Origin of the sequence: Arthrobacter sp. PAMC 25486 (genome assembly GCF_000785535.1) — a bacterium.
Lineage (GTDB): Bacteria > Actinomycetota > Actinomycetes > Actinomycetales > Micrococcaceae > Specibacter.
The window spans coordinates 1,538,097-1,554,293 of record NZ_CP007595.1; the positions used below are offsets into that span (position 1 = coordinate 1,538,097).

General features: G+C 66.0%; 12 protein-coding genes. 10 read left to right on the top strand and 2 right to left on the bottom strand.

The features are described 5' to 3' along the window. The first annotated feature begins 237 nt into the window (after window positions 1-237). From glyA to purU, 7 genes are read left to right on the top strand one after another with little or no spacing between them, the layout of a single operon-like run. On the top strand, window positions 238-1,563 hold the full coding sequence (glyA, locus tag art_RS06990; RefSeq protein WP_038463438.1) for a serine hydroxymethyltransferase: 1,326 nt from the start codon (window positions 238-240) through the stop codon (window positions 1,561-1,563). Further along, the gene (locus tag art_RS06995; protein WP_038463440.1) at window positions 1,560-2,780 is read left to right on the top strand and encodes a sarcosine oxidase subunit beta family protein; all 1,221 of its coding nucleotides are present in this window, start codon (window positions 1,560-1,562) and stop codon (window positions 2,778-2,780) included. The genes glyA and art_RS06995 overlap by 4 nt, the downstream gene beginning before the upstream one ends. A gap of 32 nt (window positions 2,781-2,812) precedes the next feature. Then, window positions 2,813-3,172 carry a sarcosine oxidase subunit delta gene (locus tag art_RS07000; protein WP_082000159.1) on the top strand — a complete coding sequence of 120 codons (360 nt, stop codon included), beginning with the start codon at window positions 2,813-2,815 and terminating at the stop codon, window positions 3,170-3,172. A gap of 2 nt (window positions 3,173-3,174) precedes the next feature. Then, window positions 3,175-6,123, top strand: coding sequence for a 2Fe-2S iron-sulfur cluster-binding protein (locus tag art_RS07005; RefSeq protein ID WP_038463442.1), 2,949 nt, complete (start codon window positions 3,175-3,177; stop codon window positions 6,121-6,123). Then, complete coding sequence (locus art_RS07010) at window positions 6,116-6,763, top strand: sarcosine oxidase subunit gamma (RefSeq protein WP_038463444.1); 648 nt, start codon at window positions 6,116-6,118, stop codon at window positions 6,761-6,763. Before art_RS07005 ends, art_RS07010 begins: the two co-directional genes overlap by 8 nt. Continuing rightward, window positions 6,754-8,127, top strand: a complete 1,374-nt coding sequence (locus art_RS07015) for an L-serine ammonia-lyase (RefSeq protein ID WP_038463446.1) — start codon at window positions 6,754-6,756, stop codon at window positions 8,125-8,127. Before art_RS07010 ends, art_RS07015 begins: the two co-directional genes overlap by 10 nt. A 1-nt stretch (window position 8,128) precedes the next feature. Then, window positions 8,129-9,040 carry a formyltetrahydrofolate deformylase gene (purU, locus tag art_RS07020; RefSeq protein ID WP_038463448.1) on the top strand — a complete coding sequence of 304 codons (912 nt, stop codon included), beginning with the start codon at window positions 8,129-8,131 and terminating at the stop codon, window positions 9,038-9,040. A 106-nt stretch (window positions 9,041-9,146) separates the two neighbouring features. On the opposite strand, the gene art_RS07025 is transcribed toward purU, so the two are convergent. Both art_RS07025 and art_RS07030 read right to left on the bottom strand, forming a co-directional pair. Beyond that, window positions 9,147-9,632 carry a GNAT family N-acetyltransferase gene (locus art_RS07025; RefSeq protein WP_253901505.1) on the bottom strand — a complete coding sequence of 162 codons (486 nt, stop codon included), beginning with the start codon at window positions 9,630-9,632 and terminating at the stop codon, window positions 9,147-9,149. Continuing rightward, on the bottom strand, window positions 9,556-10,530 hold the full coding sequence (locus art_RS07030; RefSeq protein WP_216699586.1) for an EamA family transporter: 975 nt from the start codon (window positions 10,528-10,530) through the stop codon (window positions 9,556-9,558). The genes art_RS07025 and art_RS07030 overlap by 77 nt, the downstream gene beginning before the upstream one ends. A gap of 63 nt (window positions 10,531-10,593) precedes the next feature. Here art_RS07030 and art_RS07035 point away from each other — a divergent pair, with 63 nt between their 5' ends. The 3 genes from art_RS07035 to hrpA all read left to right on the top strand — a co-directional run bounded on the left by art_RS07035 (window position 10,594) and on the right by hrpA (window position 16,119). Further along, window positions 10,594-11,079 (top strand): MarR family winged helix-turn-helix transcriptional regulator, encoded by a 486-nt coding sequence (locus art_RS07035; protein ID WP_038463452.1) that lies wholly within the window; start codon window positions 10,594-10,596, stop codon window positions 11,077-11,079. Window positions 11,080-11,186: 107 nt separating this feature from the next. After that, window positions 11,187-12,047: a hypothetical protein gene (locus art_RS07040; RefSeq protein WP_038463454.1), complete on the top strand. Its 861-nt coding sequence runs from the start codon at window positions 11,187-11,189 to the stop codon at window positions 12,045-12,047. Window positions 12,048-12,060: 13 nt separating this feature from the next. Next, on the top strand, window positions 12,061-16,119 hold the full coding sequence (gene hrpA, locus art_RS07045) for an ATP-dependent RNA helicase HrpA (protein ID WP_038463456.1): 4,059 nt from the start codon (window positions 12,061-12,063) through the stop codon (window positions 16,117-16,119). Window positions 16,120-16,197: the final 78 nt, after the last annotated feature.

Genomic DNA, 16,197 nt, shown 5'->3' on the forward strand with positions numbered 1-16,197 from the left:
TTGTCATTTGATCCACCAAAGAGTTTGGGGTTGCGTTCAACGCAACACTGTTGCACCAGATTATGTGTGGCGCGCATCACCGTCAAGACCTTTTCGGCAATAATTCCAAAGATTTTTCCCTCGTCAGGAAAATTATCAAGTTTTTCCTACCAGCTATTGACGTACGTCACATCCATCCCTAATGTTGCATTCACCGCAACTCAGTTGCATCCAAAGCGACATTATGAAGGAATAACGATGACGTTCACCCTTGACGACACCCTGGCAGGCGCCGACGCCGAAGTTGCTGCTGCCATCACGGCCGAACTTCTGCGCCAGCAATCGACGCTTGAGATGATCGCCTCCGAGAACTTTGCACCCATCGCAGTCATGGAAGCCCAGGGCTCGGTGCTGACCAACAAATATGCTGAGGGCCTCCCGGGCAAGCGGTACTACGGCGGCTGCGAACATGTTGACGTGATTGAGCAGCTGGCCATCGACAGGGTCAAGGCCCTGTTTGGCGCCGAGGCCGCCAACGTCCAGCCACACTCCGGCGCTCAGGCCAACGCCGCCGCCATGTTCGCCCTGTTGGACCCGGGCGACACCATTATGGGACTGGACCTGGCCCATGGCGGGCACCTGACCCACGGGATGCGCATCAACTTCTCCGGCAAGCTGTACAACGTGGTCCCGTACCATGTTCGCGAATCCGACATGACGGTGGACATGGCCGAAGTTGAGGCGCTGGCGCTGGAGCATCAGCCCAAGTTGATCGTGGCCGGCTGGTCAGCCTACACACGCCAACTCGACTTTGCCGAGTTCCGCCGCATCGCGGATCTGGTGGGCGCCTACCTGATGGTGGACATGGCCCACTTTGCCGGGCTCGTGGCCGCCGGCCTGCACCCGAACCCGGTGCCGCACGCCGACGTCGTCACCACCACAACGCACAAGACCCTGGGCGGACCGCGTGGGGGTGTCATCCTCAGCAAGGAATCGCTGGCACGGAAGATCAACTCCGCCGTGTTCCCGGGCCAGCAGGGCGGGCCGCTGGAACATGTGATCGCTGCGAAGGCCGTGTCCTTCAAGATCGCCGCCTCCGAGACCTTCAAGAACCGCCAGGAACGCACCCTGGAGGGCGCCAAGATCCTGGCCGATCGCCTGCTCGCCCCGGATGTTGCCGAATACGGGATCTCCGTGGTGGGCGGCGGCACCGACGTCCACCTGGTCCTGGTGGACCTGCGCAACTCCGCACTGGATGGGCAGCAGGGTGAGGACAGGCTGCACCGGATCGGCATCACCGTCAACCGCAACGCGGTCCCCTTTGACCCCCGCCCGCCCATGGTCTCCTCCGGGCTGCGCATCGGCACCCCGGCCCTGGCCACCCGCGGCTTCGGCCCGGCCGAATTCACCGAGGTTGCCGACATCATCGCCGAAGCCATCAAGGGCGAGCTCAGTGAAGAGTCCGCCGTGTTGCTTCGCGACCGCGTCACCATCCTGGCCGAAAAATTTCCGCTGTACCCGCACCTCTCCGGCGCGGTCCTTACCAATACCGCCGGAACCACCCCGAACGGAGTCGCACAGTGAGCGCCGACCACCTTCCGGAGCACCCAGAATTCCTGTGGCGCAACCCGGACCCCAAGAAATCATACGACGCCGTGATTGTTGGCGGTGGTGGCCACGGATTGGCGACAGCCTACTTCCTGGCCAAGAACCATGGCATGACCAACATTGCCATCCTGGAAAAGGGCTGGCTGGCCGGCGGCAACATGGCCCGCAACACCACCATCATCCGTTCCAACTACCTGTGGGATGAAAGTGCGGCCATTTACGAGCACTCCCTCAAGCTGTGGGAGATCCTGCCCGAGGAACTTGAGTACGACTTCCTGTTCAGCCAGCGCGGGGTCATGAACCTGGCCCACACGCTTGGCGACGTGCGTGAAAGCATGCGCCGGGTCGGGGCCAACCAGCTCAACGGAGTCGACGCCGAGTGGCTGGACCCCAAGCAGGTGAAGGAACTCTGCCCGATCCTGAACATCAACGACAACATCCGCTACCCCGTCATGGGCGCCACCTACCAGCCGCGTGCCGGCATCGCCAAGCACGACCACGTGGCCTGGGCGTTTGCCCGCAAGTGCGACGAGCTCGGTGTGGACATCATCCAAAACTGCGAGGTCACCGGATTCATCAAGGACGGCAACAAGGTCACGGGTGTCAAGACCACCCGCGGCACCATCAACACCGAAAAGGTGGGGCTGTGCGCGGCCGGGCACAGCTCGGTGCTGGCCGAGATGGCAGGGTTCCGCCTCCCCATCCAGTCCCACCCGCTGCAGGCTCTCGTCTCCGAACTGCATGAACCGGTGCACCCCACGGTGGTCATGTCCAACCATGTGCATGTGTACGTCTCCCAGGCCCACAAGGGCGAACTGGTCATGGGTGCCGGCGTCGACTCCTACAACGGCTACGGCCAGCGCGGCTCCTTCCACGTCATCGAGGAACAGATGGCGGCCGCCGTCGAGCTGTTCCCCATCTTTGGCAGGGCCCATGTGCTACGCACCTGGGGCGGGATTGTGGACACCACCATGGACGCTTCGCCCATTGTGGGGGCCACCCCGGTGGAGAACATGTTCGTGAACTGTGGCTGGGGTACCGGCGGTTTCAAGGGAACCCCCGCAGCCGGGCTGACGTTCGCCCACACGATCGCCACCGGAACCCCGCACACCCTGAACAAGCCGTTCTCGCTGGAGCGTTTCGAAACCGGCGCCCTCATCGACGAACACGGCGCCGCAGCCGTGGCTCACTAACCGGCCCCTCACAGGAAGACCAGGAACACACAATGTTGTTGTTTTCATGCCCCAACTGCGGGCCACGCAACGAAACCGAATTCCACTACGGCGGGCAGGCCCACGTGGCCTACCCCGAGAGCCCCGACCAGCTCTCCAACCGGGAATGGGCGGAATACCTCTTCTACCGCGAGAACACGAAAGGCCTGTTTGCCGAACGCTGGGTGCACGCCGCCGGCTGCCGCAAGTGGTTCAACATGGTCCGCGACACTGTCAGCTATGAAATCCAAGCCGTCTACGGGATGGGCGAACAGGCACCTGAAGGCCTGACCGCCCCGCCGGCCGCACAGGCCAAGTCCCAGCCCCTGGCACCCGCCGAGGCCGGCACCACCACAGCATCGGAAGGCGTGTAGAGATGACCGGGCAGAACAACCAGCCGAACAGGCTCACCCACGGCGGACGAATCGACCGCAACACCACCTTGCACTTCACCGTGGACGGCGCCGCCCTGGCGGGCCACCCCGGCGACACGGTGGCCTCGGCGCTGATTGCCAACGGCCGCCTGGCCGCCGGCAACTCCCTGTACGAGGACCGCCCCCGCGGCATCCTTTCCGCCGGCGTTGAGGAGTCTAACGCGCTCATCAAGGTCGCCGGCCGCTTCCCCGGCCACGCCGCCGAATCCATGCTGCCGGCCACGACCGTCTCCCTGGTGGAGGGTCTCGACGTCGAGCTCCTCTCCGGGCTGGGCAAGCTGGACCCCACCGAGGACGAGGCCATCTACGACAAGAAGTACGTCCACACGGACGTCCTGATTGTCGGCGGCGGCCCCGCCGGGCTCGCCGCGGCCCGCGACGCCGCCCGCACCGGCGCCCGCACCATCCTCATCGACGACCAGCCCGAACTCGGCGGGGCCCTGCTCTCGGGCCGCGACGAGCACGTGGCCGGCACCCCGGCCCTGGACTGGGTCGCCGGCATTGCCGCCGAACTGGCCGCCGCCCCGGAATGCACCGTGCTGCACCGCACCACCGCTTTCGGCTCCTACGACAGCAACTTCCTGCTCGCTGTGGAAAACCGCACCGACCACCTCGCCGAGGCCCCGGCCCCCGGCATCTCCCGCCAGCGGGTTTGGCACATCCGTGCCAACCAGGTGCTCGTGGCCACCGGCGCCCACGAACGCCCACTCGTGTTTGAAAACAACGACCGCCCCGGCATCATGCTCGCCTCGGCGGTCCGCAGCTACCTGAACCGCTACGGCGTGGCCGCCGGCTCCCGCGTGGTCATCGCCACCACCAACGACAGCGCCTACCAGCTGGCCGCGGACCTGCTCGCCGCAGGCATCGAGGTCGCCGCCGTCGTTGACGCCCGCCCGCAGCTGTCCCCGCTCGCCGCGGCCGCCGCCACCAGCGAGGATGTGCGTGTCATCAACGGCAGCGCCGTGGTCAACACCACCGGTGATTCATCGCTGGAGTCGGTCCTGGTTTCCGGGATCGACGCCGACGGCTCCCCCACCGGTGAGGTCGAGGAAATTTCCGCGGATCTGCTCGCCGTCTCCGGCGGCTGGAGCCCCGTGGTGCACCTGCATAGCCAGGCCCAGGGCAAGGTGCGCTGGGATGCGGATCTGGTTGGTTTTGTCCCCTCCAGCGTGGTCAAGAACCAGCAGGTGGTGGGCGCCGCCCGGGGCAGCTATACCCTGTCAGGCTGTGTTGCCGAGGGCGCCTCGGCCGGTGCGGTTGCGGCCGTCAGCGCCGGGTTTGCCACGGCCGACGCCGTTGCTGCCGCCACCGCAGCTGCAGCGCGCCCGGCCCGCCCGGCCCAGCCCACGGCCCCGACCCGCGCCTTGTGGCTGGTCGGCGGTACGGAAGGAACGGCGTCGGACTGGCATCACCACTTTGTGGACTTCCAGCGGGACCAGAGCGTGGCCGACGTTTGGCGCTCCACCGGGGCAGGGCTGCGCAGCGTGGAGCACATCAAGCGCTATACCTCCATCAGCACCGCCAACGACCAAGGCAAGACCTCCGGGGTGAATGCGATCGGAGTCATTGCGGCCGCGTTCCGCCAGCAGGGCACCGTCGTGGACCCGGACATCGGCGCCATCGGCACCACCACCTACCGCGCCCCGTTCACCCCCGTGTCCTTCGTTGCCCTGGCCGGACGGCAGCGCGGGGATCTCTTTGACGCGGCACGACGCACCTCCATCCACCCGTGGCACGAAGACCGCGGAGCACTTTTTGAGGACGTCGGTCAGTGGAAGCGCCCCTGGTTCTACCCGCGGCCGGGCGAAGACATGGATGCTGCCGTGCTGCGCGAGTGCGCCGCAACCCGCGACTCCGTCGGCTACATGGATGCCAGCACGCTGGGCAAGATTGAAATCCGCGGCAAGGACGCCGGGGAGTTCCTGAACCGGATCTACACCAACGCTTTCAAGAAGCTTGCCCCCGGTCTGGCCCGCTACGGTGTCATGTGCACCCAGGACGGAATGATCTTTGACGATGGCGTGACCCTGCGCCTGGATGAGGACCGCTTCTTCATGACCACCACCACCGGCGGCGCGGCCAAGGTGCTGGACTGGCTGGAGGAATGGCTGCAGACCGAGTGGCCCGAGTTGGACGTCACCTGCACCTCGGTGACGGAGCAGTGGAGCACCATTGCCGTCGTCGGCCCCAAGTCACGGGCTGTGCTGGCGAAGCTGGCACCGGAGCTGGACCTGTCCGCCGAGGCGTTCGGGTTCATGGCGTTCCGCGAAACAACGCTCGCCTCGGGCGTGCCGGCCCGGATCTGCCGGATCTCCTTCTCCGGCGAGCTCGCCTACGAGATCAACGTCCCGTCCTGGTACGGGCTGGACACGTGGGAGGACGTGACCGCTGCCGGGGAGGAATTCAACATCACCCCGTACGGCACCGAAACCATGCACGTGCTGCGTGCCGAAAAGGGCTACCCGATTGTGGGCCAGGACACCGACGGCACGGTTACACCGCACGACGCCGGCATGGAATGGGTGGTATCCAAGGCCAAGGACTTCATCGGCAAACGCTCCTATCAACGCCCCGATGCCAACAGTGAAAGCCGCAAGCACATGGTCACCGTGCTGCCCGTGGACGGTTCCATCCGGCTGCCGGAAGGCACCCAGCTGGTGGAGGCCGGGATCACCGTCAACCCCGCATACGGGCCCGTGCCCATGCAGGGCTTCGTCAGTTCCAGCTACCACAGCGCCGCCCTGGGCCGGTCCTTCGGCCTGGCCCTGATCAAGAACGGCCGCAACCGGATCGGTGAACGGCTTGTGGCAAGTGTCGGCTCCCAACTGGTGGACGTCGTCGTAGGGGAAACAGTACTTTTTGATGCAGAAGGGAAGCGCCGAGATGGGTAACACAATCGACAACACCAAGGTAATGGCACGCCGCCACAGCCCCGCGGAACACCTCTGGACCGATTTCGAGGTGGGGACCGTTGCCGGGGAGCGCGGGGTTTCCCTGCGCGAGGTCCCCTTCCAGAGCATGGTCGGAATCCGTGTCGATCCGCTTTCCGAGGCCGGCCGGCGGATAGGTTCCCTCACCGGCGGGCTGCCCTCCACGGCCGGCCAGGTCACGTACGGGAAGGTCGCAACAGCGGCTGCCACAACAACAACGCTCTGGCTGGGACCGGACGAGTTCCTGGTGGTTGGTCCGGAAGAATCCGCCGCGGGGACCCTGGCCGCCGCCCTGGTGGCCGCCCTGGGCGACGGGGCAGGGCAGGCCATCGACCTCTCCAGCAACCGCACCACCTTTGAACTGGCCGGGCCAAGCGCCCGGGCCGTGCTGGAAAAGAGCTGCGCGGCGGACCTGCACCCACGATCCTTCGCAACCGGAACCGCCATCACCACGGAAATCACCAAGATCCCCACCATCTTGTGGAAGGCCGGGGACGAGTCATTCCAGATCTTCCCCAGAGCGTCCTTTGCCGACTACCTGGGCCGCTGGTTCCTGGACGGCATGCGGGAATTCGCGTCCGGGAGCGCACCGTGGCACTAAGTGTCCTGGACCTGTTTTCCGTGGGCATCGGGCCCTCGTCCTCCCATACTGTGGGCCCGATGCGTGCGGCCAAGCGCTTTTCCGAAGGCCTTGAGCGCGACGGCGAGCTGTCCGCCGTCGTCCGCGTTGAGGCCGAGCTGTTCGGCTCCCTCGGCGCCACGGGCCGCGGCCACGGATCGGACAAGGCTGTGGTGCTGGGGCTGCAGGGGCAGGACCCGGAGACAGTGGACACCGCCACGGCCGACGACCAGGTGGCCGCGGCCGCCCTGGATGCCGAGCTGCTGCTCGCCGGGCTGCACCGCGTCGACTTCAACTATGAAAAGGACGTGGTGCTGCACCGGCGCAAGTCGCTGCCGGCCCACCCCAACGGCATGACGTTCCGGGCCATGGACCATGCTGGGGAGGTGGTGCGCGAGCGCACCTACTACTCCGTGGGCGGCGGCTTTGTGGTGGATGAGCAGGCCGTCGGGGCGGACCGGGTGGTCATGGACGAAACTGTCCTGCCCCACCCGTTCAGCACCGCCGACGAGCTGCTGGCCATCTGTGCAAGGGAGCGCCTGAACATCTCCGAGGTCATGCTCGCCAACGAACTGGTGTGGCACACGGAGGAGCACCTGAGGGCCAAGCTGCTGAACATTTGGTCCGTCATGCAGGAGTGCGTGGACAATGGCTGCGCCGCCGAGGGGATCCTGCCCGGCGGGCTGAAGGTCACGCGCCGGGCGCCGGGGCTGTTCCGAACCCTGCAGGCGCCGGAGGATGCCGCCGACCCGCTGCGGGCCATGGAATGGGTGAACCTCTTCGCACTGGCCGTGAACGAGGAGAACGCCGCGGGCGGGCGCATTGTCACAGCCCCCACCAACGGGGCGGCCGGCATCATCCCGGCCGTGCTGCACTACTACATGAAGTTTGTCCCCGGAGCCAACGACGACGGTGTTGTGCGGTTCCTGCTGACGGCTGCGGCGATCGGCATGCTGTTCAAGCTCAACGCCTCCATCTCCGGTGCCGAGGTTGGCTGCCAGGGCGAGGTCGGATCGGCGTGTTCCATGGCCGCAGGCGCCTTGTGCGAGCTGCTGGGCGGCACGCCCGTCCAGGCTGAGAATGCCGCAGAAATTGGCATAGAACACAACCTTGGCCTGACCTGTGATCCCGTGGGCGGCCTGGTGCAGATTCCCTGCATCGAACGCAACGCGATCGCCAGCGTCAAGGCGATCAACGCCGCACGGCTGGCCCTGCACGGGGACGGCAGCCAGAAGGTGTCGCTGGACAAAGCCATCAAGACCATGAGGGAAACGGGTGCCGACATGATGAGCAAGTATAAGGAAACCTCCCGCGGAGGCCTCGCCGTGAATGTGATCGAGTGCTGAGATGAGCACCCTTTCCGCACCGGCCGGGACCGCCCAATACGTGCTGACCCTGGACTGTCCCGACAGTCCGGGGCTGGTCCACCAGGTCTCGGGAGTCCTGCTCAAGCACGGCGCCGACATCATCGACAACCGCCAGTTCAGCGACCGCCTGCACCTCCAGGGGGCCCTCGGGCGGGACGAACCGGACGGGCGGTTCTTCATGCGCCTGCACTTCAGCGCCCCGGCCGGGGAGGAATCCTTGGCCCGCCTGCGGGCAGACTTTGAGCCGTTGGCTGCCCGGCACGCCATGCGGTGGGAGTTGCGCCCGCACGGCGAAAAGCGCCGCGTGCTGATCATGGTGTCCAAGTTTGAGCACTGCCTGAACGACTTGTTGTTCAGGACACGGACCGGCGAGCTGCCCGTGGAGGTGGTTGCGGTGGTCTCCAACCATCCGGACCACCAGCGGTTGGCACAATGGCACGGCATTCCGTTCTTCCATGTCCCCGTCACCGCTGCCACAAAACCTGCAGCGGAGGCCAGGCTGCTGGAGCTGGTGGAGGAGTTCGACGTCGAACTGGTGGTGTTGGCACGCTACATGCAGGTGCTCAGCGATAGCCTCACCCGCCGGCTGGACGGGCGGGCCATCAACATCCACCATTCATTCCTGCCCTCCTTCAAGGGTGCCAAGCCGTACCACCAGGCGTATGCGCGCGGGGTGAAGACGGTCGGGGCCACGGCCCACTACGTCAACAGCGAACTGGACGAGGGGCCCATCATCTCCCAACAGGTTGTCGAGGTGGACCACACCTTTGGCCCGGAGGACCTGGTCGCTGCGGGCCGGGACACCGAGTGCAAGGCCTTGAGCAACGCCGTGCGCTGGCATTGCGAAGGGCGCGTGATCCTCCAGGGGAACCGGACCATCGTGCTGCGTTGACCTCACGTTCCCGTCACGGCGCCGGGCGCCGTGACGGGAACGGCGCACTGAGGTGCTCCGAGACGGGCCATGCGGCCGAGTGGGCCGAGGGCGCGGGTCTGCCAGGTCAAGGCAGTGTCAGCTTGAACCCTGCATGCGACTGCGCAAACCCCAGCCGCTCATAAAATCGGTGGGCATCGAGCCGGGTGTTGTCGCTGGTGAGCTGCACCAGCACCGCGCCCCTCCGGCCAGCCTCGGCAACAGCCCAGCGGATCATGGCTGAGCCAAGCCCGTTGCCCCGCAGCGCCTCATCCACCCGAACAGCCTCGAGCTGCATCCGCTGGGCTCCCCGGCGGGCCAGTCCCGGCAGAAACGTCAGCTGCATGGTCGCCACCACCGCACCATCAGGAGAGTCAACCACGCACAGCAGGTGAGCCGGGTCGGCATCGATGGCGTGGAATGCGGCGAGGTAGGGAGCCCGGTCCTGAAGGGCTGCGGACTCGACGGACGAACGCAGCTGGTCGCGCGCAATCAGCTCAACGAGGCGCCCGACGTCGGACTCCTCCGCCCTGCGCAGCGCAAAGTTCCGGTCTGCGAGCGCAAGGGACGCCAACGCCGTCGAGCTTGGGAGCTTGTTTGCCTGTGTCATTGCCCCAGCCTTTCATGCCCACCCCGGTAACGACTGATGCCAGGACCACGGCCACGCCCGCCAGCTGCCACGGTCCCAGCGCCTGGCCCATCACCACCCAGCCGAGGACAATGGCCACGACCGGGCTCAGCAATCCCAGGAATGCGGCGGCGCCCGCCGGCAGGCGGGCCAGCCCCCGAAACCAGCAATAGTAGGCAAATGCTGTTCCTGCGATGGACAGATACAGGTACCCAAGAATGTTGGAACCGGTCAGCGGGGAGGTCGGCAGACCCTCAACGAGCAGCAGCACAATGACCAGCGACGCCCCGCCGGCAATCAACTGCCACGCGGTGGTTGCCAAGGCCGAGACCGGCTGGCCGGAAGTTCCAAGAGGCTGGCCCCACTTCTTGGCCAGCACCGTGCCAACGGCCATGGACAGGGTGCCGCCGGCCGCTGCCGCAATCCCGATGGGATCCAGTCGCGCCTGTGACTGCAGGACGATGAGCGCCACTCCCAGCACCCCCGCGGAACCGGCCAGCAGCCGCGCCATCGTCAGCTTTTCGTGGAGCACCCGGCTTGCCAGCAGTGCAACCAGCAGCGGCTGGGCGCCGCCGACTATTGCTGCGACTCCCCCGGGCAGGCGGTATGCAGCGACAAACAGCAGGGCGAAGAACACGCCAATGTTCAGCATTCCCAGAACCCACGACTTCCACCACCAGGACCCCTGCGGCAGTCGCCTGGACAGCACCAGGAGCAGCAGACCTGCTGGCAGGGCACGCAGAACGGCGGCCAAAAGCGGCCGGCCTTCGGGCAGGAACATGGTGGTGGTCAGGTAGGTGGATCCCCACAGGACCGGGGCCAGGGCCGTCACAATTACAAGCATCAATTTTTTACTAAGCACTTAGCTAATATAGCTTAGTGCTTAGCAAATTGCTACAGTGATCCAATGGTCGAACAACTAGATCGCATCCTTGCCCAGTGGCACGCCGAAAAGCCCGGGCTGGATGTGTCACCCATGGCCGTGATCGGCCGCCTCAGCCGCGCCGCATCAGCCGTGGACACCCGGCTCGCCGCTACCTTCGCACGGCACGGGCTGGATGCGTCCACTTTTGACGTCCTGGCCACCCTCCTGCGCAGCGGCCGCCCGTACAGCCTCACTCCCGCGGCACTGGCGCGCGACGCCATGATCTCCACCAGCGCCGTGGCCCAGCGCCTGAACAAGCTGGAGCGCCGCGACCTGGTGGCCCGAAGCGCCAACCCCGACGACGGACGCGGCACCCTGGTCTCCCTGACCCCCTCCGGTCTGGACCTCATCGAGGCCGCCTTGCCGGACCACCTCGGCACCGAACACGCCATCACCAGCACCCTGACCCAGGCGGAGCAATCCCAGCTGGCGGCCCTGCTGCAAAAACTCACCGACGCGGCGCTCTAACCCTGCTGCGCTCCACTCCGCAGCGCAGCAGGGCCCTGCCCGGGACGGAGGGTTTGGACTCCGCCGTGCGGGCTGGCGCCATCTGGATCCATGAAAGACTTTCACCCATGACCAAATTGATTGCCGCGCTTGCCATTCTTGCGGCCCTGGCCTGGGCCGTCACGGCCGCAGCGTCATGGATTGCCAAAAAGAAGGCACCGCTGGCGCTCGCCGCAGGCAAGGGCTCAAGCCATGCCACGGCCGCCGAGCAGGACAAGTCCATGCTGCGGGCCCAATGGCGCACCGTGGCAGCCATCGTCTTTGCCGCCATCATGTTCGCTGCCCTGTTCAGGATCTCCATCGGCCTGTCCGGCCAAGCAGGTCTGCCGATCGCCATGACCACCGGCCTCTCCGCCAGTGGCGGCCTGCTCCTGTTCTCGGCCCTGCCCGCCGCGCAGCTCACCAACGCCAATCCAGCCGCCAAGACCCCGCTGCTGCCACGGCGCGCGTTCATCCTCCCGGCGGCAACCCTTGCAATCTTCACCGCCTTCGTCATTGCCACTGAACTGGCCCCGGACTTCACCGCAGTGAAGACCGACGGCGTGCCCCTCCTCCTCGTGGCTGTGGCCTTCGCCGGTTCGGCCCTTCTTGTCCTGCACCGACTGGCCACCACGGCCATGCTCGCGGATCCCCGCATGGCTGCGCTGGACCTTCGATGGCGTGAAATCTCGGCCCGGAACGTGCTGAACTTCGCCAGCGGCGCACTCCTGGCCGGTCTGGGGACGGCGGCCATCCTGGCAGCCCTGGCCCTGAACGCCGTGCCGGCAGGCGCCGCGGCAGCGCCGTCCCCCCACTGGGCCACCGCCTGCGCCGGCGGAGGTGTGGCAGTGGCCCTGGCCGGCGTCGTGCTTCTGGCATTGGCCGCAAAGGGAGCGCTCACAATCCGCACGCGCGCCCGCGAAGGGGCCCTTGCGCCAGTAACGGCATAAACTGGGTGGCACCATGACTTTCACTATCTCCTACCCCGCCGCGCTGCCCGTCTCGGAACGCCGCGAGGACATCATGGCTGCCATCGCCGCCAACCAGGTCACCATCATCGCCGGTGAAACCGGTTCCGGAAAGACCACCCAGATCCCGAAAATGTGTGTGGAACTGGGTCTGGCTGAGAAGGGCCTGATCGGCCACACGCAGCCGCGCCGCCTCGCCGCCCGCACCGTGGCCGAGCGCATCGCCAGCGAACTGGGCGTGGAAATCGGTGAAGAGGTGGGCTTCCAGGTCCGTTTCACCGGCCATGTGGGCCCGAAAACCAAGATCAAACTGATGACCGACGGCATCCTGCTCGCGGAAATCCAGCGCGACCGCCTGCTGCGCAAATACTCCGTCATCATCATCGACGAGGCCCACGAACGCTCGCTGAACATCGACTTCATTCTCGGTTATCTGCGCCAGATCCTGCCCCAGCGCCCGGACCTGAAAATCGTCATCACCTCGGCCACGATCGATCCCGAGCGTTTCGCCACGCACTTCGCCGCCTCCGAGGGCCCGGCCCCGATCATCGAGGTCTCCGGACGCACCTTCCCCGTGGACATCCGCTACCGCCCGCTTTCCGGCCCTGCCAATGGCGAAAATTCCGATGGGATGGACGACGACGAACCCGGCTCGGGCGCGGACCGTCGCGGATCCGCTCGGGACAAGTTCGTGGGAGACCGGGAAGACGGCGGCAACAGTGAAGAGGACCGGGACCCCCTCGATGCCGTATGCGACGCCGTGGACGAACTCGCCAAGGAAGCGCCCGGGGACATCCTCATCTTCTTCTCCGGCGAGCGGGAAATCCGCGACGCCGCCGATGCACTGCACGGCCGTGCCAAAACAAATCCGCGGCTGCGCGACGTGCAAATCCTGCCGCTCTTCGCCCGGCTGTCGCTGGCCGAGCAGCACGCCGTGTTCACCACGGGCAGCCGCAAGCGCATCGTGCTGGCCACGAACGTTGCCGAAACCTCGCTGACGGTGCCGGGCATCAAATACGTGATCGACACCGGCACGGCCCGCATCTCGCGGTATTCGCACCGCACCAAGGTCCAGCGCCTGCCCATTGAACGCGTCTCACAGGCCTCCGCCAACCAGCGTTCGGGCCGTTGCGGGCGTGTCTCCGACGGCATCTGCATCCGGCTGTATTCCGAGGAGGATTACAACGCCCGGAGCGAGTTCACGGACCCGGAAATCCTGCGCACCAACTTGGCCGCCGTCATCCTGCAAATGACGGCCATGGGTGTGGCCAAGGGGCCCAAGGACGTGGAGAAGTTCCCGTTCGTCCAGCCGCCGGACTCGCGGGCCATCACCGACGGCGTGACCCTGCTGCGCGAGCTGGGCGCGGTGAACACCCAAGGTGGGATTACCGCCGTCGGGCGTCAACTCTCACAGCTCCCGGTGGACCCGAGGCTGGGACGCATGATCGTGGAAGCTGCCAAGCGCGGTGTGGCGGCCGAGGTCATGGTGCTCGCCGCGGCGCTCACCATCCAGGACCCGCGCGAGCGCCCCACGGACAAGCAGCAGCTGGCGCAGGAAAAGCACAAGCGCTTTGTTGACGAGCATTCGGACTTCACCGGCTTCCTGAATTTGTGGCGGTATATCAAGGAGAAGCAGAACGAGCTGTCCTCGAGCGCGTTCCGGCGCCTGTGCAAGGCCGAGTTCATCAACTACCTGCGCGTGCGTGAGTGGCAAGACCTGTTCAGCCAGCTCAAGGCGATGGCGAAGTCGCTGGACATCAAGGTCTCCGGCAACGACATCGACCCCGTGGGCAACCACGACGCCATCCACATGTCGCTGCTGACCGGGCTGCTGAGCCACATTGGGCTGTACGATCAGCGCAAGCGCGAGTACGCCGGCGCGCGCGGCACGAAGTTCATGGTGTTCCCGGGCTCGGCCCTGTTCAAGAAGTCGCCCGATTGGGTCATGGCCGCCGAACTCGTGGAAACCTCCCGGTTGTGGGCCCGCGTGGCGGCCAAGTTTGACCCGCTGTGGGCCGAACAGGTGGCCCCGGATCTGGTGAAGCGCACGTACAGCGAGCCACACTGGTCCAAGAAAATGGGCTCCGTCATGGCGCACGAGAAGGTCACGCTCTACGGTGTCCCGATTGTGCCTGACCGCCGGATCCACTACGGGAAGATCGATCCGGAACTGAGCCGGGAGATGTTCATCCGCCATGCCCTGGTCGAGGGCGACTGGCATACCAACCACAAGTTCTTTCACCGCAACCAGGCGCTGCTGGCCGAGGTGGAGGAGCTGGAAACCCGCATGCGGCGCCGCGACCTGCGCGTGGATGACGAGACGCTGTTCGACTTCTATGACGAGCGCGTGGGCGGCGACGTTGTTTCCGAGCGGCACTTCGACAAGTGGTGGAAGGATGCCCGGCACGAGAACGCGGCGCTGCTGGACTTTGACACGCAGGTGGTCATGGCCGAGGAGCCGGAGCTGGATGAGGCGGCCTTCCCCAAGACGTGGGTGCAGGGCGAGTTTGTGCTGCCGCTGTCCTACGAGTTCCATCCCACCGCGCCGGGTTCTGCTCCCAACCCGTCCGACGGCGTGACGGTTCAGGTTCCGCTGTTGTTCCTGAACCAGTTGCACGAGTCCCAGTTCCGCTGGCAGATTCCGGGACTGCGCGCCGAGCTGGTCACGGCGCTGATCAAGTCGCTGCCCAAGGCTGTCCGGAAGAACTTCATCCCGGCGCCCGATGTGGGTCGCCAGGCCGCTGCCGCATTGGCGTCTGATTTTGATCCCGCCACGGACCAGCTCGAGCCGTCCCTTGAATTGGCTTTGCGCCGGCTCAAGGGCCATGTGATTCCGCCGGGCTCCTGGAACAGGGATGCCATTCCTTCCCATTTGCGCATGACATTCTCAGTGGTGGACAAGAACGGCCGTATTTTGGAGGAGGGCCAGGACCTCTCCGATCTGCAATCGAAGCTGGCCGGAGCCACACGCCGAGCCATCGCGGAGTCGCTCGGGGCGACGCCCAAGACGACGCAGGCCGGGGGGGCGCCGCGGGCGGCGCCCGCCACAGGGAAGAATGCCCGCAACGGCAAGGGCGGTCAGGTCCCCAGCCCCTCCCAGAACTCGCAAGCTGGTTCCGGGTCCCTCGGGGCCGTGGGCCCAACCTCAACCACCACGGGGAGTCAGAAAGGTTCCGATGGCTCAGGCATCGCGGAACGTTCAGGCATCACAAGCTGGGACATGGGCACCCTGCCGCGCGAGGTCAAGCGCCTCGTGGCAGGGCACACCGTCACCGGCTACCCGGCGCTCGTGGACGAGGGCGCCACCGCCGGCATCCGCGTGTTCCAGCGCCAGGATGTGCAGGAATCGGCCATGCGCGGCGGCGTCATCCGGCTGCTGGCGCTGCGCGTGCCGTCGCCTGACCGCTACGTGCTGGACCACCTGAGCAACACCGAGAAGCTCACGTTCAGCCAGAACCCGCACGGCTCCGTGACCGAGCTGATTGCCGACTGCACCCTGGCCACGATCGACAAGCTGACGCCGGCCGCGCTGCCGTGGAGTGAGGTCGAGTTTAACGCGCTGTATGAGACGGTGCGCGCTGAATTGATCGACACGGTGTTCACTGTGACGGCTGTGGTGGAACGTGTTTTGGCGTCGAATCTGCGCATCCAGAAGGCGTTGCGGGGCACCACGAGCCTGCCGCTCATCAGCGCGCTGAACGACATCAAGCAACAGTTGGAACTGCTGGTGTACCCGGGATTCGTGGCCAAGACCGGATTTGCCCAGCTCAGCCAGCTGCCGCGCTACCTTACAGCGATTGAGCGGCGGTTGGAGAAGCTGCCGTCGAACGTGAACCGCGACGGGCAATCGATGGCGGCCGTGCAGCACCTCGAGGACGAGTACGACGACGCCACGGCGGCTCTGCTGCCCGGGCAGCGGTCGACGGCGGGGCTGGAGCATGTGCGCTGGATGATCGAGGAGCTGCGGGTCAGCCTGTTTGCCGTGGAGCTGGGAACGGCGTATTCGGTCTCGGAGAAGCGGATCCGGGTGGCCCTGGCGAAGTCCCTGGCCTGACCGCCCGCCCCCACAAACAAACGCTCGCGCACATACGGGGGTGTTTGGCCCGACCCTCGCTCACATACGGGGCGTTTT